At 74.6% G+C, this 18,633-nt stretch carries 20 protein-coding genes; 14 read left to right on the forward strand and 6 right to left on the reverse strand.

All coding sequences use genetic code 11. The features are described from left to right. The first annotated feature begins 53 nt into the window (after positions 1 to 53). From KSK32_RS25845 to KSK32_RS25855, 3 genes are all read left to right on the forward strand, one after another. Positions 54 to 401 (forward strand): STAS domain-containing protein, encoded by a 348-nt coding sequence (locus KSK32_RS25845; RefSeq protein WP_216933548.1) that lies wholly within the window; start codon positions 54 to 56, stop codon positions 399 to 401. 71 nt (positions 402 to 472) lie between these two features. Further along, entirely contained in the window at positions 473 to 919 is a 447-nt protein-coding gene (locus tag KSK32_RS25850; RefSeq protein ID WP_120570165.1) for a response regulator, read from the forward strand. A gap of 118 nt (positions 920 to 1,037) precedes the next feature. Then, positions 1,038 to 1,523: an ATPase gene (locus tag KSK32_RS25855; protein ID WP_216933549.1), complete on the forward strand. Its 486-nt coding sequence runs from the start codon at positions 1,038 to 1,040 to the stop codon at positions 1,521 to 1,523. An 11-nt stretch (positions 1,524 to 1,534) separates the two neighbouring features. Here KSK32_RS25855 and KSK32_RS25860 read toward each other — a convergent pair whose 3' ends face one another. Continuing rightward, positions 1,535 to 2,368, reverse strand: a complete 834-nt coding sequence (locus tag KSK32_RS25860; protein WP_216933550.1) for a hypothetical protein — start codon at positions 2,366 to 2,368, stop codon at positions 1,535 to 1,537. A gap of 328 nt (positions 2,369 to 2,696) precedes the next feature. Between KSK32_RS25860 and KSK32_RS25865 the strand changes: the two genes are divergently transcribed. Continuing rightward, positions 2,697 to 3,635 (forward strand): endonuclease/exonuclease/phosphatase family protein, encoded by a 939-nt coding sequence (locus tag KSK32_RS25865; RefSeq protein ID WP_216933551.1) that lies wholly within the window; start codon positions 2,697 to 2,699, stop codon positions 3,633 to 3,635. A gap of 4 nt (positions 3,636 to 3,639) precedes the next feature. Here KSK32_RS25865 and KSK32_RS25870 read toward each other — a convergent pair whose 3' ends face one another. Both KSK32_RS25870 and KSK32_RS25875 read right to left on the reverse strand, forming a co-directional pair. Next, complete coding sequence (locus KSK32_RS25870; protein WP_216933552.1) at positions 3,640 to 4,068, reverse strand: OsmC family protein; 429 nt, start codon at positions 4,066 to 4,068, stop codon at positions 3,640 to 3,642. Between the two features lie 80 nt (positions 4,069 to 4,148). After that, complete coding sequence (locus KSK32_RS25875) at positions 4,149 to 5,096, reverse strand: serine/threonine-protein kinase (protein ID WP_216933553.1); 948 nt, start codon at positions 5,094 to 5,096, stop codon at positions 4,149 to 4,151. Positions 5,097 to 5,224: 128 nt separating this feature from the next. Between KSK32_RS25875 and KSK32_RS25880 the strand changes: the two genes are divergently transcribed. Continuing rightward, complete coding sequence (locus KSK32_RS25880; protein ID WP_216933554.1) at positions 5,225 to 5,449, forward strand: hypothetical protein; 225 nt, start codon at positions 5,225 to 5,227, stop codon at positions 5,447 to 5,449. A gap of 15 nt (positions 5,450 to 5,464) precedes the next feature. On the opposite strand, the gene KSK32_RS25885 is transcribed toward KSK32_RS25880, so the two are convergent. Together KSK32_RS25885 and KSK32_RS25890 are read right to left on the reverse strand one after the other, a co-directional pair. Then, positions 5,465 to 6,262 (reverse strand): alpha/beta fold hydrolase, encoded by a 798-nt coding sequence (locus tag KSK32_RS25885; protein ID WP_216933555.1) that lies wholly within the window; start codon positions 6,260 to 6,262, stop codon positions 5,465 to 5,467. Further along, positions 6,259 to 7,152, reverse strand: coding sequence for an SDR family oxidoreductase (locus KSK32_RS25890; protein ID WP_216933556.1), 894 nt, complete (start codon positions 7,150 to 7,152; stop codon positions 6,259 to 6,261). The genes KSK32_RS25885 and KSK32_RS25890 overlap by 4 nt, the downstream gene beginning before the upstream one ends. A 137-nt stretch (positions 7,153 to 7,289) precedes the next feature. Between KSK32_RS25890 and KSK32_RS25895 the strand changes: the two genes are divergently transcribed. The 5 genes from KSK32_RS25895 to KSK32_RS25915 all read left to right on the forward strand — a co-directional run bounded on the left by KSK32_RS25895 (position 7,290) and on the right by KSK32_RS25915 (position 12,902). Further along, positions 7,290 to 8,036 carry a response regulator transcription factor gene (locus KSK32_RS25895; protein WP_374226726.1) on the forward strand — a complete coding sequence of 249 codons (747 nt, stop codon included), beginning with the start codon at positions 7,290 to 7,292 and terminating at the stop codon, positions 8,034 to 8,036. After that, the gene (locus KSK32_RS25900; protein WP_216933557.1) at positions 8,014 to 9,546 is read left to right on the forward strand and encodes a cell wall metabolism sensor histidine kinase WalK; all 1,533 of its coding nucleotides are present in this window, start codon (positions 8,014 to 8,016) and stop codon (positions 9,544 to 9,546) included. Before KSK32_RS25895 ends, KSK32_RS25900 begins: the two co-directional genes overlap by 23 nt. A gap of 45 nt (positions 9,547 to 9,591) precedes the next feature. Next, a complete protein-coding gene (locus KSK32_RS25905) occupies positions 9,592 to 10,986 on the forward strand; it encodes an ArnT family glycosyltransferase (protein WP_374226727.1) in 1,395 nt (464 codons plus the stop codon). Next, positions 10,950 to 12,071 (forward strand): dolichyl-phosphate beta-glucosyltransferase, encoded by a 1,122-nt coding sequence (locus KSK32_RS25910; RefSeq protein WP_216936360.1) that lies wholly within the window; start codon positions 10,950 to 10,952, stop codon positions 12,069 to 12,071. The genes KSK32_RS25905 and KSK32_RS25910 overlap by 37 nt, the downstream gene beginning before the upstream one ends. Before the next feature lie 102 nt (positions 12,072 to 12,173). Further along, entirely contained in the window at positions 12,174 to 12,902 is a 729-nt protein-coding gene (locus KSK32_RS25915; RefSeq protein ID WP_216936362.1) for a helix-turn-helix transcriptional regulator, read from the forward strand. Positions 12,903 to 12,921: 19 nt separating this feature from the next. Here the strand turns inward: KSK32_RS25915 and KSK32_RS25920 are convergent, their stop codons facing one another. Continuing rightward, positions 12,922 to 13,320: a VOC family protein gene (locus KSK32_RS25920; RefSeq protein ID WP_216933558.1), complete on the reverse strand. Its 399-nt coding sequence runs from the start codon at positions 13,318 to 13,320 to the stop codon at positions 12,922 to 12,924. A 181-nt stretch (positions 13,321 to 13,501) separates the two neighbouring features. Between KSK32_RS25920 and KSK32_RS25925 the strand changes: the two genes are divergently transcribed. The 4 genes from KSK32_RS25925 (at position 13,502) to KSK32_RS25940 (ending at position 18,569) form a co-directional block, all read left to right on the forward strand. Further along, the gene (locus KSK32_RS25925; RefSeq protein WP_216933559.1) at positions 13,502 to 13,660 is read left to right on the forward strand and encodes a hypothetical protein; all 159 of its coding nucleotides are present in this window, start codon (positions 13,502 to 13,504) and stop codon (positions 13,658 to 13,660) included. Continuing rightward, entirely contained in the window at positions 13,657 to 15,072 is a 1,416-nt protein-coding gene (locus tag KSK32_RS25930) for a bifunctional 2-polyprenyl-6-hydroxyphenol methylase/3-demethylubiquinol 3-O-methyltransferase UbiG (protein WP_216933560.1), read from the forward strand. The genes KSK32_RS25925 and KSK32_RS25930 overlap by 4 nt, the downstream gene beginning before the upstream one ends. Next, positions 15,065 to 17,110 (forward strand): sulfatase-like hydrolase/transferase, encoded by a 2,046-nt coding sequence (locus KSK32_RS25935; protein ID WP_216933561.1) that lies wholly within the window; start codon positions 15,065 to 15,067, stop codon positions 17,108 to 17,110. The genes KSK32_RS25930 and KSK32_RS25935 overlap by 8 nt, the downstream gene beginning before the upstream one ends. Positions 17,111 to 17,285: 175 nt before the next feature. Continuing rightward, the gene (locus KSK32_RS25940) at positions 17,286 to 18,569 is read left to right on the forward strand and encodes a citrate synthase (protein WP_216933562.1); all 1,284 of its coding nucleotides are present in this window, start codon (positions 17,286 to 17,288) and stop codon (positions 18,567 to 18,569) included. The last annotated feature ends 64 nt before the right edge of the window (positions 18,570 to 18,633 follow it).

Genomic DNA, 18,633 nt, shown 5'->3' on the forward strand with positions numbered 1-18,633 from the left:
TATACTTGCACCACTGCAAGGATTCGCCTGCGGTGGGAGCGAGGGGGGCCAGTGTGACGTTCACCGTCACGTACGCCCAGCGGGACGGGGGCGGCACCTGCGTCCGGCTGGCCGGCGAACTCGACCTCAGCACGGCCGGCGAGCTCAACTCGACGATCGACCGGCTGGTCGCCGAGGGGCGGCGCGAGCTGCTTCTCGATCTCACCGACCTGACATTCTGCGACTCCACCGGTATCGCGGCCTTCGTCCGGGGGGACAACCTCGCCGCCGCCGGCGGCGGCTGGCTGCGCCTGACCGGGGCGACCGGGCGGGTCGCCCGGGTGCTCCAGGTGACCGGGCTGGCCGAGGTGCTCCACCACGGCCGCGACACCGCCGACCCGGCCGCGCCGGCCGCCCCCTGATCCGGTACATTTCCCCGCCAGCAGCCGGCCGCAGGGCCGGACGCCCTCCTCACCACGAAGCAGGTAAACCGATGGGTCAGACCAGTCCCAGCCCTGTCCGCATCCTGGTGGTGGACGACGACCCGGGCGACGTTCTGATGATCGAGGAGGCGCTCGCCGACTCCGACGTCGACAAGGTCATCGACGTGGTCGCCGACGGCCAGGAGGCGATGGAGTTCCTCCGCCGCGAGGGCCGGCACACCGAGGCGCAGCGCCCGGACGTGATCCTGCTCGACCTGAACATGCCCCGGATGGACGGGCGGCAGGTGCTCGGCGAGGTCAAGGGTGACGAGAGCCTGCGGACCATCCCGATCGTCGTGCTCACCACCTCCAACGCCGACACCGACGTGGTCAGCAGCTACACGTTGCAGGCCAACGCGTACGTGACGAAGCCGATCGACCTGGACGACTTCAACGACGTGGTGCGTCGCATCGACGAGTTCTTCGGACGGGTGGTCGTGCTCCCGAAGCACCAGTAGGGGCGGGAAGTCCGGGCCTCCGCATCCTGAACATTTTGCGGGAACGGCCGCGCCCGGGATCGCCCGGGCCGCAGGATCGGCAGGTGAGGACGCACACCGGCTGCCTGGGGGGCGACGCATGAGGTTCTCGGTGGTGGAGGCCGGCTACGACAGGCGACAGGTCGACGCCTGCCTGGACGAGCTGGGCCTGCGGCTGGGGCGGCTGGCGGCGCGTGCGGAGGGCGCCGCCGGGGCCGGCCGGGAGTGGGACCAGATCCGGTCGGACGCCCTGCACCTGTGCGACTTCCTGCGTCGCCGCACCGCTCCGGTCGAAGGGGACGCGTCCCGCCCGTCGGCGGCCGAACGGGAGGCCGCCGAACTGCTGGCGCAGGCCCGCGCCGAGCTGGAGGCCGCGCGCGAGGAGGCCCGCCGGGTGCGGGAGGAGGCGTACGCCGAGGCCGTGCGGGCACGCCGCGAGTTCGAGGCGGCCCTGCTGGCGCGCCGCCGCCGGGAGTCCCGGGTCGACGAGATCCTGGCCGGGACACGTGGTGAGCGGGTGGCGGTGGACACCCCCACCGCCGCGGCGAGCGTACGGCCCGGTGGTGCCGGGCGCAGCGCCGCCTGACCCGCGCCGGGTCAGACCAGCGCCGCCACCACAGTCGTGGCGCGCTTCTCGTGCCGGGCGTACGCGTCGGGGTAGGCGGACACCTGCACCGCCTGGGCGGCGGCGGTGACGCTCATGTCCTCCCAGCCCGGCACCTCGCGCAGCGCGGCGTAGAAGGCCCGGGCCGCGTACGCCGGCCGCATGAGCTGGGCGACGGTGCCCCAGCCGCTGCTGGGGCGCTGCTGGAACAGCCCGACCGAGTCGTGGTCGGAGCCGCTGCCCTGGTGCGGGTGGTCGAAGGACTCCGGCAGCACGTCGCTGGCCAGGTTGTAGAGGTTGCTCTCCTGCATGGCGGTGGCCACCGCGACGACCAGGGCCCGGCGGGGCATCTTCATCTCCCGCCCCACGTCGACGATCGCCTTGGCGTTGTCCATCTGCCGCTGGTCGAGGCCGGCGACCGGGCGAGGGCGTTCGGGCCGGACGGGCTTGCGCGGCGGCTTCTTCGTCGCCGGGGTGGCGCCGGGTGTGGGAGCCGGCGGCGGCAGGGCGGCCGCGGCCGGTGGCGGGAGCCGGGTGAAGTCGCGGGAGGCGCGCTGGTCGGCGGCGGCGCGGTCGGCGACCGCCTCGCGTACCTCCAGGTGCGCCGGGCTGCTCTCGCCGACTCCTGCCACGCCGATCAGGCCGAGGCAGCAGGTGACGCCGGTGGCCACCGCGATCCGGCCGGGTACGGACCGGGCCGGGCCGCGTCGTGGCGGCTCCGGGGCGCGGTGACGTCCCACCCTCCGTTCGGCTGATGCCGGGTCAATCGTTCGGCGAACCGGGCGGTTGGTGGGTAGCGGCTGATGATCGGGGTGGTCGGGGTGCACCCGCCGAGGCTAGAGAGCTTCACGCACTTTGCCATCGGGGTGATTGGTGGCATGCGCCACAATCTGCCGGATTCGTGGACGGCATTCGGTGTGGCGGATCATGAAGACCGCTAACCACGCGTACCCGGAAGAATGCCTATGTCGGTTTCGGCGGTGTGAAACGGGCGGTCGGCCCGGTGGACGGCGGCCCGTGCCGGGGTCCGCCGTTCGGCCGAGGGTGCCCTGGTCGGCCGGTCCTCGCCCGGCGGCGGAACGCCGACCCGCCGGGATCTGTGGATCATGACGAGGCCGCCGCACGGCGGCCCGGGTGCTCGATACGATTCCGGCGGTGACGCAGCAGACGGCCGACCAGCGCCCGCCCGGCCCTCCCGGCCGGCGCGGCACGATCGTCATCGCCTGCGCCATGCTGCTCACGCTGCTGCTGGCCGGGCACCGGCTGGTGCCGAACGTGCACGGCCTGGGCAGCCTGGTGGACAGCGTCACCCCGCTGCTCGGGATCGCCGTACCGCTGCTCGCGCTCGCGGCGCTGCTGCGCCGCTCCCGGCCGGCGCTGCTGGCGGTGCTGCTGCCGGCGCTGGTCTGGGCCGGGCTCTACGGCCGCGCGTGGCTGCCCCCGGCCGCCGGCGCGGACGGCGCCGCGGTCCGCGTGGTCAGTCAGAACCTGCGCGTGGGCAACCCGGATCCGGCAGCCACCGTCGGCGCGCTCACCGGCGGCGCCCCGGACCTGATCGGGCTCCAGGAGGTCGCCGACGGCGACCGGGTGGCGCCCGTGCTGGCCGAGCGCTACCCGCACCGGGCGGTGGTGTCGACCGTCGCGCTGTGGAGCCGGTGGCCGGTCCGGGAGGCGCGCGGCGTCGACACCGGGCTGGGCTGGGACCGCGCGCTGCGGGCCGTGGTCGCCGCGCCTCGGGGCGACCTGACCGTGTACGTGGTCCACCTCGGCTCCGCGCGGGCCGGGCACACCGCCACCCGGGACCAGACCGTCGCCGCGCTGGCCGACGCCGTGCGTGCCGACCCGGCCGACCGGCTGGTGGTGCTCGGCGACCTGAACACCGCCACCACCGACCGGGTCTTCGACCCGCTGACCCGGCTGCTCGGCGACGCCCAGGCCGAGGCCGGGCAGGGATTCGGGTTCACCTGGCCGGCGGAGCTGCCGGTCACCCGCCCGGACCACGTCCTCTATCGGGGACTGACGCCGACCACCGCCGGGGTGCTGCGCACCCCGGACAGCGACCACCGGGCGGTGACCGCCGGCTTCCGCTGGTGACGGCTCAGTGCCGGCCGTTCTCCGCCGGGGTCACGGTGAGGCGGTGCCGGCTCGGGTCGCCGCTGGAGAACGGCCAGAGCCGGTCGGCGTACGCGACCAGGTCGGCCAGCTGGTCCCGGGTCAGTCCCGCCGAGGAGATCTCGGCGTGCACGTCGGCCCGGTACCGGCCGTCGTCGTCGCGGCCCAGCTTCGCCTCGGCGGTCACCTGCACTGTGTGCGCCTCGTCGGTGATCTCCCCGGCCGCCTCCACCGCCGCGTGGTGCAGGCAGGAGGCGAATGCCGCGGCCAGAAGCTGTTCCGGCGTCAGGCCGTTGCAGTGCGGCGCCAGCGGGGACGCCAGGGCGGAGGAGAGCCCGCCGTCGTCGGTGCGTACGTGACCGCCCGCCGCGGTCGCCGTGGCCGTCTCGGCCAGCCAGGAACTCGGATCCGGCATCGCGTTCCTCCCGTCACTCACCGGGCCGCGTTCCCGGACCCCGAGCGGCGAAACCGTGCCCGGGCAGCCAGTACGCTTGCTCAGCCGACCCGGCCGCTCGGCGCGGCGTCGACGGCCATCGCCTCGGTGACCTCGGCGGCGGCCCGGCTGGTCCACGGCGAGACCTGCGGCGCGCGCTGCCGGGGCGGCATCGCGGTCATCGGCACGTAGACCCGGGCGTCCACGGCCTCGGCCAGCAGCAGCGCGGCCATCGGGCTGGTCGGCCGGGCGCACGGGTCGGCGTCGAGGCAGCGGCGGACGAGCTCGGCCACCTCGCCCGGCAGGCCGGGAACCTCGGGCAGCGGGCGGGGCGGCCGGCGGCGGCGCGACCCGAGCAGCTGGGTGGTGCTGCCCGCCTCGTACGGCAGCTCGCCGGTGAGGCAGTAGTAGAGCAGCACGCCCAGGGCATACATGTCGGCGGCCGGAGTGGCGGGTCGGCGGTCGAGCTGCTCCGGCGCCAGGTACGCAGGGGTGCCCACCACGACGCCGTCCGGTGTGTGGTCGGTCGCGCCGGCCGGGGTGGCGATGCCGAAGTCGAGCACCTTCACCCCGCACGGGGTGAGGATCACGTTCGCGGGCTTCACGTCCCGGTGGACGATGCCGTGCGCGTGCGCGGCGGCCAGTGCGGCGCACACCTCGGCGCAGACCCGCACCGCGATCCGCCAGTCCAGCGGCCCGGTGCGCAGGTGCTCGGCGAGCGTCTCGCCCTCGGCCAGCTCCATCACGATGTACGGCACCGGCCGCCCGTCCGGCAGTGTCGCAGTGCCGAAGTCGTGCACGCTGGCGACGTTCGGGTGCACCAGCCGCGCCGCCGAACGCGCCTCGGCCCGGATGCGGTCCACCGAGCCGGCGTCGTCGTCCAGCGCGGGCGAGATGAGCTTCACCGCGACGGTCCGGTCCAGCACGCGGTCGTGTGCGCGCCACACCTCCGACATGCCACCCAGGCCGGCCCGCTGTTCGAGCTCGTACCGCCCGCCCAGCGTCCTCATCGCCCACTCCTCGCCTCGTCCGGTGCCCTCCGGTCCGCTACCCGGCCCCCGAGCTGTGCAAACCGCCGAGGGTTCGCACTCCGGCGGGGTAGCTTCGCGGCGAGGGCGTCGACGGACGGAGGGCAGCGGTGGCCGCGGTGCGCGTACGGTTCGTCGGCGGGCCGGCCGACGAGCTGACCCGGGATCTGCCCGCCGGGCCGGACGGCGCGCCGCCGCCCCGGTGGGTGCTGCGCCATCCGGAGGAACCGGCCCAGGGGGTGGCCGACCACCTCTACGAGCGCGAGGACCACGCCTCCCTCGGCGGCTGGACGATGCGGTACGTGCACACGTTCCCGTTCGGCGCGACCGAGTGAGGTCTCCGCGAGGCGTCAGGCCGGCCGCACGCCGGTCGTGCCGAGGATGACCGAGGCGACCAGCTCCGGGTCGTCGTGCATCGGTACGTGCCCGCAGCCGGGCAGGTCCAGGTGCCGGGCGCCGGGTAGCCGGGTACGCGCCAGCGCGGCCTGCCGGTACGGCAGGATCCGGTCCCGCGTGCCCCAGGCGATCGTCACCGGCACGGTCGGCGCGCCCGCGTAGGCGTACCCCCGCCCGGCACGGGCGACGGCGCGGAACGCCCGCGCCCGGCGCAGCGCGCGGGCGTCGGCGACCGCGTCGTCCAGTGCCATCCGGTCGGGCCGGGCCAGGATCATGCCCATCGCCAGCATCCGCAGGGCGGGCGCGGCGAACAGGCGGCGCAGCACCGGTTCGGGCAGCCGGGCCGCGTTGCGGTGCAGGGAGAGCACGGTCAGCGCCCAGCGCAGCTCGCGCGCGGTGCAGAACCCGGCCGGCGACAGCGCGGTGGCCGACGAGACCGCGCCGAGCGCGGCCAGTTCGAGGGCGATCGCGCCGCCGAGGCTGTTGCCCGCGACGTGCGGGCGCTCCAGTCCGAACGCGGCGAACAACTCGACCATGGCCACGGCGAGGCCGGGCATGTCGGCGGGCAGCCCGGCGGCGGGCACCGGGGAGCGGCCGAAGCCCGGCAGGTCGACGGCGATCACGTCGTGCGCCTCGGCGAGCCGGTCCAGCACCGGACGCCAGGCGGCCCAGTGGTGACCGATGCCGTGCAGCAGCACCAGCGCGGGCCCGGCGCCGCGCCGCTCGTAGACGACGTCCACCGGCGCGGTCACGGCCGCCCCTGCGGCGTGCTGGCGCCGAAGCCCCGGCCCAGTGCCCGGGACTGCTCCTCGATGAGCGGGACGGTGGCCCGGGCGGTGCGGCCCACCAGCCGGTCGGCCAGTGGGCTGACCAGCACCGACCGTACGGCCTGCACGCCGGCCACGGCGCGCGGCACGTACACCCGGCGGCTGCGGCGCTCGATCGCCCGGACGAACGCCCCGGCGCACTCGGCCACCGTGGTGGTACGTCGCAGCGGCCAGGGCAGCCTGGCCAGCGCCGTTTCGAAGGCGGGCAGGTCGGCGCGCGCCTCGCGGACCAGGTCGGTGTCCACCCACGACGGATGGGCGGTGCCGACCGCCACGCCCCGGTGTGCCAGCTCCAGCCGGACCGCGTTGCCGAACTGCTCGACGCCGGCCTTGGAGGCGCAGTAGGCAGCCATGCCGGGTAGCGCGGCGAACGCCGCGGCCGAGGAGACGATGAGCAGGTAGCCACCCCGGTCGACGAGCGCCGGAACCGTCGCCGCGGCGGTGCGCATCACCCCGATCAGGTTGACCTCGACGGTACGCACCAGCGCCTCGACGTCGCCGACGGCGATCGTGCCGCGGTTGGCGACCCCGGCGTTGGCGACCACCGCGTCGATCCCGCCCAGCGCCGCCCGTGTCCCGTCGACCGCCGCCGCGAGGGCGTCCTGGTCGGTGACGTCGGCGGCGAACCAGACGTGCCCGGGGCCCAGCTCGGCGGCGAGCGCGGCGAGCCGGTCGGGTTCCAGCCCGACGAGGGACAACCGGGCGCCGCGGGCCGCGGCGAGGCGGGCGGTGTGCTCGCCGATGCCCCGGGCGGCGCCGGTCACCAGCACCACCTTGCCGGCCAACCGGCCGGAAACACGACCGTCGATGGACATGCCGGGAAGTTACCACCGGGTAGCCCGAGTGTGGAAGACCCGCCCCGGGCCTGCCCGGATCGCCGTCGGGCGGTGCGCACAGCTGGTACACAGGATCGGGACAGCCCGCCGACAGCGGGTCCGCCCACGATGGGGGCATGGTCATGAACGCGCAGTCCGCGCAGGGCCGCATCGAGCTGCGCCGACCGGACGGCGAACCGGTGCGGGTGCTCGTCGTCGACGACGAGCCGACGCTCACCGACCTGCTCTCGATGGCCCTGCGGTACGAGGGCTGGCAGGTCGCCACCGCCGGCAGCGGGATGGCGGCGGTCACCACCGCCCGCCAGTTCCGCCCGGACGCCGTGGTGCTCGACGTGATGCTGCCCGACCTGGACGGCTTCCAGGTGCTGCGCCGCCTGCGCGAACAGTTCCCGAGCGTGCCGGTGCTGTTCCTCACCGCCCGCGACGCCGTGGAGGAACGCGTCGCCGGGCTCACCGTCGGCGGCGACGACTACGTCACCAAGCCGTTCAGCCTGGAGGAGGTGATCGCCCGGCTGCGTGCGCTGCTGCGCCGCTCCGGCTTCGCGGTCGCCGCCCGCCAGGAGGCGGTGCTCACCGTCGGCGACCTCACCCTCGACGAGGACAGCCACGAGGTACGCCGCGGCGACGACCTGGTCACGCTCACCGCCACCGAGTTCGAGCTGCTGCGCTACCTCATGCGCAACCCGCGCCGCGTGCTCAGCAAGGCGCAGATCCTCGACCGGGTGTGGAACTACGACTTCGGCGGCCAGGCGAACGTGGTCGAGCTGTACATCTCGTACCTGCGCAAGAAGATCGACGCGGGCCGCGCGCCCATGATCCACACGCTGCGCGGGGCGGGCTATGTCCTCAAGCCCGCCGAGTGACAGGGGCGGCCGACTGCGCCGCCGCCTGGCCGGCTGGTCGCTGCGCCGCCGCCTGGTGCTCTCCGTGGTGGCGCTGCTCGCGCTGGTCAGCGTCGGCATCGGCGGCCTGACCACGGTCGCGCTGCGGCACTTCCTGATCGATCAGATCGACAACCAGCTCACCTTCGGCGACCGGCGGCCCGCCGACTTCGAACGCTGGGCCCGCCGCGGGATGGACCCGCCGCGCCCGGACCTACGGCCCACCCCGCCGGACTCCGACGAGGTGGCGCCCGACCCCCCTGGCGGCTTCCCGCCGGGCTCGATCGCGGTCCGGGTGCCCGCCACCGCCGAACCCGTCGGCCGGGTCCGGTCCGGGAGCGGCGGAAGCGAGGAGGTGCCCGCCGCCGACCTGACCGCGCTGGCCCGCGTGTCCGCCGGCGAACGCCCGCGTACCGTCGTCGTCGGCGACCGGGGCGACTTCCGGGCCGTCGCGCTGCCCTCGCCGCGCGGCGACGGCGACGTGCTGGTCCTCGCGATCCCGCTGGCCCAGGTCGACGACACGGTCATGTGGATGCTCGTCGCGCAGGCCGGGGTGATCGGCGCCGGCCTGGTCATCGCCGGAGCCCTCGGCCTGCTCATCGTCCGGGTCACGCTGCGCCCGCTCAACCGCGTCGCCGCCACCGCCGCCCGGGTCACCGAGCTGCCGCTGGACCGCGGCGAGGTCGCCCTGTCCGTGCGGGTGCCGGCCGCCGACACCGACCCCCGCACGGAGGTCGGGCAGGTCGGCGGCGCGCTCAACCGGATGCTCGGCCACGTCGCCGCCGCGCTCGCCGCCCGGCAGGCGAGCGAGACCCGGGTACGCCAGTTCGTCGCCGACGCCAGCCACGAGCTGCGCACCCCCCTGGCCGCCATCCGCGGGTACGCCGAGGTGGCCCGCCGGGGACGCCAGGAGGTGCCGCCCGACGTCGCGCACGCGCTGCGCCGCGTCGAGTCGGAGAGCACCCGGATGACGAGCCTCGTCGACGACCTGCTGCTGCTGGCCCGGCTGGACTCCGGCCGCCCGCTCGCCGCCGAGCCGGTCGACCTGACCGCCATGGCGGTGAACGCGGTCAGCGACGCGCACGTCGCCGGGCCGGACCACCGCTGGCAACTCGACCTGCCGGACGAGCCGCTCACCGTCACCGGCGACGCCCACCGGCTGCACCAGGTGCTGGCGAACCTGCTGGCGAACGCGCGGGTGCACACCCCGGCCGGCACCACGGTCACCGTCCGGCTCGCGCCCGCGCCCGGCGGTGTCGAGCTGCGCGTCACCGACGACGGGCCGGGCATCCCGGAGCAGTTGCAGCCGGAGGTCTTCGAGCGGTTCGCGCGCGGCGACAGCTCCCGGTCCCGCACGCAGGGCAGCACCGGCCTCGGACTGGCCATCGTCGCCGCCGTGGTGGAGGCGCACCACGGGCGGGTCGGCGTGGCCAGCCGGCCCGGCCACACCGTGTTCACGGTGTGGCTGCCGGGATCCACAGCCGACGCATAGGCCGCTCACGGGAGCGGGCCAGCGGGCCCGCCGAGGCTTGCCGGCATGGACAGAACCGAGAGCCCGCCGACCGCGCCCACTGCCGGTCCACCCGGCACCGAGCCGGCCCTCCTGGCGACCCGTACCGGCCGCGACCCGGGCTGGGCCCGTCCCGCCCTCGTCGGTCTGCTGTGCGTGACCGCGCTGCTCTACCTGTGGGGGCTGGGTGCCTCCGGCTGGGCCAACGCGTTCTACTCGGCCGCCGTGCAGGCCGGGTCGCAGAGTTGGACGGCGTTCTTCTACGGTTCCTCGGACGCGGCCAACTCGATCACTGTGGACAAGACCCCGGCGTCGCTGTGGCTGATGGCGCTCTCCGTGCGGATCTTCGGCCTGAACGGCTGGTCGATCCTGGTGCCGCAGGCGCTGCTCGGCGTCGCCTCGGTCGGCGTGCTGTACGCGACCGTCCGCCGCTGGTACGGCCCGGCCGCCGGCCTGCTCGCCGGGGCGGTGCTCGCGCTCACCCCGGTGGCGACGCTGATGTTCCGGTTCAACAACCCGGACGCGCTGCTGGTGTTCCTGCTCGTCGCCGCCGCGTACGCGACGGTGCGCGCGGTCGAGACGGCGAGCACCCGGTGGATCGCGCTGACCGGCGTGCTCGTCGGCCTCGGCTTCCTCACCAAGATGCTCCAGGCGTTCCTGGTGATCCCGGTCTTCGCCGGGGTCTACCTGCTGGCCGCGCCGACCGGCCCCGGACGGCGGATCCGCCAGCTCCTGCTGGCCGGGCTGGCAGTGGTCGTGGCCGCCGGCTGGTGGGTGGCGATCGTCGAACTGGTGCCGGCGGGCGCCCGCCCCTACATCGGCGGGTCGCAGAAGAACAGCATCCTGGAGCTGACCCTCGGCTACAACGGCCTGGGCCGCATCACCGGCGACGAGGTGGGCAGCGTCGGCGGCGGCGGACGGCCCGGTGGGGGAGGCGGCGGGCCGTTCTCCGGCCGGACCGGGCTGCTGCGGATGTTCGACACCGAGGTCGGCGGGCAGGTCTCCTGGCTACTGCCGGCCGCGCTGATCCTGCTGGTGGCGGGGCTGTGGCTGGCTGGGCGGGCGCCGCGTACCGACCGCACCCGGGCCGGTCTGCTGCTGTGGGGCGGCTGGCTGCTGGTCACCGGTCTGATCTTCAGCTTCATGTCCGGGATCTTCCACGCGTACTACACGGTCGCCCTGGCCCCGGCGGTCGGCGCGCTGGCCGGCATCGGGACCACCCTGCTGTGGCGCGCCCGCTCGGCGCCGGTCGCGGCAGACGCGGCGGCTCCGGTTCCCGCTGTGGCGGACGCACCGGTCGTCGCGGGTGCCTCGGTCGTCGCGGCCCCGGGCCGGCGGCGGGCGCTCGTCGCCACACTGGTCCTGGCCGCCACGCTGGGGCCGACCTGGGCCCCTGCGTCCGGCGGCTGCACGCGCACCTGACCGCGCAGTTTCCGTACCCGTTCCGGATCACGGTGGCCGACAACGCCAGCGTGGACGGCACCCCGGCGGTGGCGCGGGTGCTCGCCGACGAGCTGCCCGAGGTGGGGGTGCTGCGCCTGGACGAGAAGGGACGCGGGCGGGCGCTGCGTGCCGCCTGGTCGGCCTCGCCCGCGCCGGTGCTCGCGTACATGGACGTGGACCTGTCCACCGACCTGGCCGCGCTGCTGCCACTGGTCGCGCCGCTGATCTCCGGGCACTCGGACCGGGCCATCGGCACCCGGCTGGCGCGGACCAGCCGGGTGGTCCGGGGCACCAAGCGGGAGGTGATCTCGCGCGGCTACAACCTGCTGCTGCGCGGTGCGCTGGCGGTGCGTTTCTCCGACGCCCAGTGCGGGTTCAAGGCGATCCGTGCAGACGTCGCCGCCGAGCTGCTGCCGCTGGTCCGCGACACCGGCTGGTTCTTCGACACCGAGCTGCTGGTCCTGGCGCAACGGGCCGGGCTGCGTATCCACGAGGTGCCGGTGGACTGGGCGGACGACCCGGACAGCCGCGTCGACATCGTCGCCACCGCACTGGCCGACCTGCGCGGCATCGGGCGGCTGGGAGGGGCGCTGGTGACCGGGGCGCTGCCGCTGGCGCAGTTGCGCGCCCGGCTCGGCCGAGGGCCGCTGCCCGCCCCGCCGGCGCAGGTGCCGATCGGATTGCCCCGCCAGCTCGCCCGGTTCGCCGCGGTGGGGGTGGCGAGCACGCTCGCGTACCTGCTGTTGTTCGTGCTGGCCCGCGGCCCGCTCGGGGCGCAACCGGCGAACCTGCTGGCGTTGCTGCTCACGGCGGTGGCCAACACGGCGGCCAACCGGCGGCTCACGTTCGGGGTGACCGGGCGCCGGCACGCCGGCCGCCACCACCTCCAGGGGCTGCTCGCGTTCGCGCTCGGCCTGGCCCTGACCAGCGGTTCCCTGGCCGTGCTGCACGCCACCTCGACCCCGAACCGCGCGTTGGAGCTGACCGTCCTGGTAACGGCCAACCTGGCCGCGACGGCGCTGCGTTTCCTGCTGCTCCGCCTGGCCATGCACCACCGCCCCTGACCCACTCCGACCACCCCGTCGATCATGAGGTTGGCGGCGCGACACGCCGGGTGCCGGTGCCGTCGACTTCATGATCGACGGGGAGGTGGCAGGGTGGGGAGCGTGTACCGGGAGTGGGATGCGCGGGACGTCCCGGGCGCTGTGGTGTGGAGCAGCGTCTCGGGCGGGAGTGAGACGCGCGTGCTGCCCGACGGGTGTCTGGACCTGCTCTGGTCCAGCCGGATCGGGCTGCTGGTCGCCGGTCCCGACCGCACCGCGCACCTGTCGCGGTCGGCACCGGGGGACCGGTGGATCGGGCTGCGCCTGCCCCCGGGGACCGGCCCGGCCGTGTTCGGGGTGCCGGCCGAGGATCTGCGGGACCGCCGCGTACCGCTGGCCGACCTGTGGGGCCGCGCCGCCGCCGAGGTGACCGAGCGGGTCGAGGCGGCGCTGGCCGCGCCGGGTGCCGGGACCGCCGCCGCGGTGCTCATCCGGATCGCCCGCGACCGGCTGCGCGTGGCCGGCGGCCCCGACCCGATCGCCGCGCATGTCGCCGCCCGTCTGGCCGCCGGGGCCTCGGTCGCCGCGACCGCCGCCGAGGTCGGCCTCGGCGAGCGCGCCCTGCACCGGCGCAGCCGGGCCCTGTTCGGGTACGGCCCGAAGACGCTGGCCCGCATCCTGCGGATGCGCCGCGCGCTGGACCTGGCCCGCACCGGCGCGCCGCTCGCCGAGGTGGCGGCGCGCAGCGGGTACGCCGACCAGGCCCACCTGACCCGCGAGGTACGGGACCTGGCCGGGGTACCGCCGACCCGGCTGCTCGCCCCCGCCCGCAGCCGCCCGCGAGCGGGCTGATCGGCCGGGAGCGGGTCCGCTACCCGGCCGTGGGCAGCGGGGCGAACAGGTCCACGCCGTTGCCGTCCGGATCGTGCAGGACCGCGTACCGCTGGCCCCAGAACGCGTCCCACGGCGGCAACTCGCCGTGGTGTCCGGCGCCGGTGAGCTCGGCGTACCAACGGTCCACCTCGGCCGGGTCGGCGCACCGGAAGGCGAGGCTCATCCGGTTGTTGCCGGCCGGCTCGTAGCCGGGGTGGAAGCTGCGGATCGTCTCGACCGTGTCCCAGGCCAGCCGCACGCCGTTCGGCAGGGTGACCTCGACGTGCCCCTCCGTCTCGGCGCCGTCCGGGATCGGCAGGCCGAGCCGCCGGTAGAAGTCGAGCGTGCGGGCCATGTCGGTGACCACGGCCCCGATCAGATCGAACTGCGGTGTCATGCCGGCCACGGTAGGCGCGACCGGCCGGGTCCGTCTTGAACGGATCGGACGGGGGACGAGTGGCCGGTGTGGCCGCGCATGCGGTCACCGAGACGTTACGGTGGGACAAGTCCGGCTTGGAGCAATAAAGCTCTCATTCCGGGCGTGCTTCGATGACCCGGTGACGGAAGGAAGAACAGCCGTGACGCATCTGGCCTACCTGGACGCGGGATCCGGCAGCCTCATCGTGCAGGCGGTGGTCGGCGGGGTGGCCGGGGTGGCCGTGGCCGCCAAGCTCTACTGGCGCCGCCTGGTGTCCCGCTTCCGGCGTCAGCCCACCGACCAGGGCCCGGTGGCGTGACGATCCCCGACACCGGCGTCCGCGTCGAACCCGCCTCCTTCCGCGACCCCGGTAACCGGGTGTTCCACCGGGGCGAGGAGGTGCTGCGCGGGCTCGACGAGCGCTCCGCCCGCGACTGGCGGGCGTTGTCGGTGACCGACTTCTTCCGGCAGGCCACCGCCCGCGGGCAGATCGTCGGCACCGAGGAGCTGACCCCCACCCCGGTCGACGCGCCCTGGACGGCGGTGCTGCGGCACGAGCGGATCCCGTTCGTCTCGCACCCGTACGAGTGGTCGTCCGCGATGCTGCGCGACGCCGCGCTGCTGCACCTGGACGTGCTGCGGGCCGCCCTCGAAGCGGGCTTCACCACCAAGGACGGCTCGGCCTACAACGTGCAGTGGCGCGGCGCCCGGCCGGTCTTCATCGACGTCGGCTCGTTCGAAGCGCTGCGCGACGGCGAACCCTGGGCCGGCTACCGGCAGTTCTGCCAGACGCTGCTCTACCCGCTGCTGATCCAGGCCCACCTCGGCCTGGACTTCCAGCCGTTCCTGCGCGCCCGCGTCGACGGCGTCGAGCCGGACCAGATGCGCCGGCTGTTCGGCGGCACCCGGCGCTGGCGGGCCGGCGTGCCCACCCACGTGCACCTGCACGGCGCCATGCAGGCCCGCAACTCCGCCGCGAGCACCACCGACGTCCGCGCCCAGTTGCGCGCCGCCGGGTTCTCCCGCGAGCTGGCCCTGGCCACGGTACGCGGGCTGGCGAAACTGGTCCGCCGGCTCGACCACCGGCCCGGCGACAGCCACTGGTCGGACTACCAGCGCACCTGCGCGTACTCGGTGCCGGACCGGCAGGCCAAGGAGGAGTTCGTCGACCGGGCGGTGGCCGCCACCGGAGGCGGATCGGCGCTGGACCTGGGCGCGAACGACGGCCGGTACGCCCGCATCGCCGCCCGGCACGCCACGCACGTCGTCGCCGTCGAGCAGGACCCGGCAGTGGTCGACACGCTCTACCGCGCGCTGCGCGACGACGGCGAGACGCGGATCCTGCCGCTGGTGATGGACCTGGCCGACCCGTCCCCGGGCGGCGGCTGGCGCGGCGTCGAGCGGGCCGCCTTCGCCGACCGGGCCCGCGCGGACACCGTCCTGGCCCTGGCCGTGGTGCACCACCTGGCGATCGGGCGCAACGTACCGCTACCCGAGGTGCTCGACCAGCTGACCGCGCTCACCGCCACCGGCGGCAGCCTCGTGGTGGAGTTCGTCCACCCGGACGACCCGATGGCGCGCCGGCTGCTGGCGAACAAGCCCGACGGCCTGTTCCCGGACTACCGGCGGGACGCCTTCGAGGCGCTGCTGGCCCGCCGGGGCCGGATCGTCGCCCGGACCGAGCTGCCGTCCGGCACCCGCACGCTCTACCAGGTGGTGGTGGGTGGCTGAGGACACCCTCGCACCACCCCGGGAACGCGCGGCCGGACCGGACCGCCGGGAGCGCCGGCCCTGGTGGCGGGCCGAGGCGGCCCGGCTGGCCGAGGTCGCCGCGCTGATCGGGCTGGTGGTCACCCAGCCGCTGCTCGACGTGCTCGGCCGCAGCCCCGACTTCTTCCTGTTCCACCGCGCCTCCCGGGCCGACGTGCTGCTGCTGGTCGCCCTGATCGCGCTCACGCCGACAGTGCTGTTCGCGCTGCTCGGCGCGCTCGCGCTGCCCGCCGGACGCCTCACCCGGTCCGTCGCGCACACCGCGTTCGTGGGACTGCTGCTCGCCGCGCTGGCGGTTCAGGTCGGCCGGCACGTCACGCCGCTCCGGGGCGTACCTCTGCTCGTCGTCGCCGGTGCGGCCGGAGCCGCGGGCGCGGCCGCGCACCGGCGGTGGCGGGCGCCCCGGCGGGTGCTGCGGGTCGCCGCCGCCGGGCCGCTGGTGTTCGTCGGGTTGTTCCTGTTCGCCTCGCCCGCGTCGGCGGTGGTGCTGCCGCGCGGTGAGGGCGGCGCGGCCGGTGTGGCCGGCGCGGGTGCGCACCCGCCGGTGGTCATGATCGTGCTCGACGAACTGCCGCTGGTCTCCCTGCTCGGCCCGGACGGCCGGATCGACGCCGCCCGCTACCCGAACTTCGCGGCGCTGGCCGGCGGGTCGACGTGGTACCGCAACGCCACCGGCGTCAGCGGCTGGACGCCCTACGCGCTGCCGGCGATGCTCACCGGGCGCTACCCGGAGCGGGGGGTGGCGCCGCACTACTCGCAGTACCCGGACAACCTGTTCACCGCGCTCGGCGGCCTCTACCGGATCAAGGCCGAGGAGAGCATCACCCGGCTCTGCCCGCCGAGCCGCTGCGAACAGGCGACCACCCCGGAACAGGGGCTCGGGGTGCTGGTCCGGGAGAGCGGCCGGCTGCTCGGGCGGATCGCCGCGCCGGTGGACAGCCGGATCGACCCGGAGGACTCCTACCGCGAGCGGACCGCGGCCGAGGCCGGGCTGGACGCCGCCGAGCCGGTGCCGGACGACCCGAAGTTCCGCTGGGACACCCTGGACGACAACCAGCCGGCCCGGTTCACCTCGTTCCTCGCCGGTCTGCGCCCCGACACCCGGCCCACGCTGCACTTCCTGCACCTGCTGATGCCGCACTCGCCGTGGGCGTACCTGCCGTCCGGGGCGCACTACGCGGCGCCGGACGACCTGCCCAGCGACGGAGCCGGCTGGGTCGACCTGGCCCGCGCCCGGCACCTGGCCCAGCTCGGCTACACCGACCGGCTGATCGGCGAGACACTGCGGACGCTGCGCGCCACCGGCCTCTACGACAAGGCGCTGGTGGTGGCCACCGCCGACCACGGCGTCAGCTTCCGCCGGGACTGGCAGGGCCGGGGGATGGACGCCATCGACCACGCCGCGAACGAGGTGGCCTGGGTGCCGATGTTCGTCAAGGAGCCCGGCCAGCGCGCCGGACGGGTGGACGACCGCAACTGGGAGCACGTCGACCTGCTGCCCACGATCGCCGACGAGACGCACATGCGGGTGCCCTGGCGGATGGACGGCCGGTCGGCGAAAGCGGCGCCGCGCGAGCGGACCGGTAAACGGTTCTACGACCGCCCCGGCCAGCCGGTCACGATCAGCGGCGACGTGCCCGCCCCGCTCCCGCCGGTTCCGGTCGACCCGCTCGTCGGCACCCGGGCCGGTGACGTACCGGCGGACGGGTCCGCCACGGTGGCGAACCGGGACGCGTTCGACGCGGTCGACCCGGCCGGCGGCGGGCTGCCCGCGCTGGTCTGGGGCACCGTGCCGCACGACGTGCCCGACGGCACCCGGCTCGCCGTGGCGGTCAACGGGACGGTCGGCGCGGTGGTGCCCGTGGTGCCGCCGGACGCCGGTGGGCGGCGGTTCGCGGCGCTGCTCGCCGACGACCGGCTGTTCGCCGCCGGCGCCAACCGGCTCGACGTCTACCGGGTCGGTGACGACGGGACGCTGCGGCGGCTCACGCTGTCGTGACGACCTCCCGAACGTGTCCATGGCCGCGCTCCCATCCGGTTTCCGGACCGGCTGGCCGGGAAACAGGTGACGCACACCTCACCCCGAAACCATGACGAGCGGTGTTCTCCGCGCCGTGATTACGGTAGAAGCGAAGGCAATTCAACGAAGATCTTGCCGGCGAAGCGAGGAACAGATGACGGAAGTCAAGCTCGACCACCCCGGTGGGCAGCTGTCGATGCCGGTGCAGTCCGCGGTTGAGGGCCCCGCCGGGATCGGGGTGAGCAAGCTGCTCAAGGAAACCGGGATGACCACGTACGACCCCGGTTTCGTGAACACCGCGTCCTGCTCGTCCGCCATCACCTACATCGACGGTGATGCCGGCATCCTGCGGTACCGGGGTTACCCGATCGACCAGCTGGCCGAGAAGTCCTCCTTCCTGGAGGTCTCCTACCTGCTGATCTACGGCGAGCTGCCGACCCAGGCGCAGCTCACCGATTTCAGCGAGCGGATCCGGCGGCACTCGCTGCTGCACGAGGAGATGCGCCGCTTCTTCGACGGCTTCCCCCGTGAGGCGCACCCGATGGCCGTGCTCTCCTCGGCCGTCAGCGCCATCTCCACCTTCTACCAGGACAGCCTGGACCCGTTCGACTCCGAGCACGTGGAGATGTCCACGGTGCGCCTGATGGCGAAGGTCCCGACCATCGCCTCGTACGCGTACAAGAAGTCGATCGGGCAGCCGCTGCTGTACCCGGACAACTCGCTGGGCTACGTCGAGAACTTCCTGCGGATGACGTTCGGCGTGCCGGCCGAGCCGTACGAGGTCGACCCGGTGGTGGCCCGGGTGCTGGACATGCTGTTCATCCTGCACGCCGACCACGAGCAGAACTGCTCCACCTCGACCGTGCGGCTGGTCGGCTCCAGCAACGCCAACCTGTTCGCCTCGGTCTCGGCCGGCGTGAACGCGCTGTTCGGCCCGCTGCACGGCGGTGCCAACCAGGCCGTGCTGGAGATGCTCCAGAAGATCCAGGCCGACGGCGGTGACGTCCGTACCTTCGTGCAGAAGGTCAAGGACAAGCAGGACGGCGTGAAGCTGATGGGCTTCGGCCACCGGGTCTACAAGAACTACGACCCGCGCGCCGCCATCGTGAAGAAGGCCGCCCAGGACGTGCTCGGCCGGATGGCCAAGCCGGACCCGCTGCTGGACCTCGCCATGCAGCTGGAGGAGATCGCCCTCGCCGACGACTTCTTCGTGTCCCGGCGGCTCTACCCGAACGTGGACTTCTACACCGGCCTGATCTACAAGGCCATGGGCTTCCCGACGAAGATGTTCACGGTGCTGTTCGCGCTGGGCCGGCTGCCCGGCTGGATCGCCCAGTGGCGCGAGATGATCAACGACCCGGAGACCAAGATCGGCCGTCCGCGGCAGATCTACACCGGCGCCACCGAGCGGGACTACGTCCCCGCCGACAAGCGCTGAGGGTGTAAGGAAGGGCCCCCTGTTAACGCCTCTGGTAGAGGCGGGGCCCCTTCTTAACACGTTG

This window comes from Micromonospora sp. WMMB482 (assembly GCF_019038635.1).
Lineage (GTDB): Bacteria > Actinomycetota > Actinomycetes > Mycobacteriales > Micromonosporaceae > Micromonospora > Micromonospora marina.